The 1,055-nt window shown below is 47.6% G+C and carries 1 pseudogene; it reads left to right on the forward strand.

Annotated features, from left to right (window positions below):
* A pseudogene (locus tag ACN0IC_RS15795) lies at positions 1-384 on the forward strand (hypothetical protein); the annotation flags it as partial.
* Positions 385-1,055 lie beyond the last annotated feature (671 nt).

The raw sequence follows: 1,055 nt of genomic DNA on the forward strand, positions 1-1,055 counted from the left end.
TCAACCTCTACCTTTGCCAGTAACAATTATACCGCATCAGGACATTATGATGTTGCCTCGATTCAGCTTGGAAATGTGTTAGTCAACTCCCCGAACGACCCAGATGGTTTGTGGATACACGCAGTTATCGCTGCTGAAATGAATCATAGAGATCGATCAAGTTTACGAGATGGTTATAGAACGGGCATTAGAAATTCCCGCGGTGTTCATGCAATTGATCCAGAGGGCAAGCCGGAGAAAACTTTAGCAAAAACGTACCGTGAAAGAGCAGACTTGGTTGAAAATGCAGGTTTTCATCGATTGGCCACTACTTTACGAGAAGTGGCAGCTAGTTATGATCAAGATGCCGCGAGGATTATTTCTAACGAGGGGTGGCCCGGCTAGGAAAGGTCTGATTAACTCCCTCTTCCCACCACATCACTTTTCAGCTCTAAAGCAAAGCGATTCAAATGCAGTTTAGGCATGATCATGCTCGCCATATTGTTCCTTTTTTGGCCGTTCCCCTGAGCGTCTGCAGAACCCATCTTGAGCTAGCCTCCTTTTAAAAAGACTTTATTTGGTGGTCCCGCCTTAGCAGTACCTCAAAATTTTCCCGGGAGAACAGGAATTTCTGGGCGTGGTCACAGTCGGAACAACGCAGCCTGCAACGTTCGCCAAAACGGTTTATTCCGGTTTTGGATCGAAACTTTCACACCCGGGTCCACAGCTACCTGTGGATGGGGAAGTTTCGAAAGGACGAACGATCTATCCGATCACGCGCCGGGCGGTCAGCATCGACATCGAGAGGCTCACCGTGCAGGTGGTGGGGGGGGAGCCAACCTTCAAGATCGGGTGTCATACCCTTCGGCACAGATTCGCTATACATCTGCTTCTGTATGGCAGGCCGCTGAAATTTGTGAGCCAGCTCCCTTAACGGGGCGCACTTTCTCGAAGGCGTCGACTTCCACTAAGCTTCACTCTCAAACCATAAATATGGCCATATTTTAGATTACAACCACTATATATTGTATTTTTTGGCGATATGTGTTTAAACTTTTATGTCGTCTGAATAGAGG

Origin of the sequence: Litorimonas sp. (assembly GCA_029936425.1) — a bacterium.
Classification (GTDB): domain Bacteria; phylum Pseudomonadota; class Alphaproteobacteria; order Caulobacterales; family Maricaulaceae; genus Litorimonas.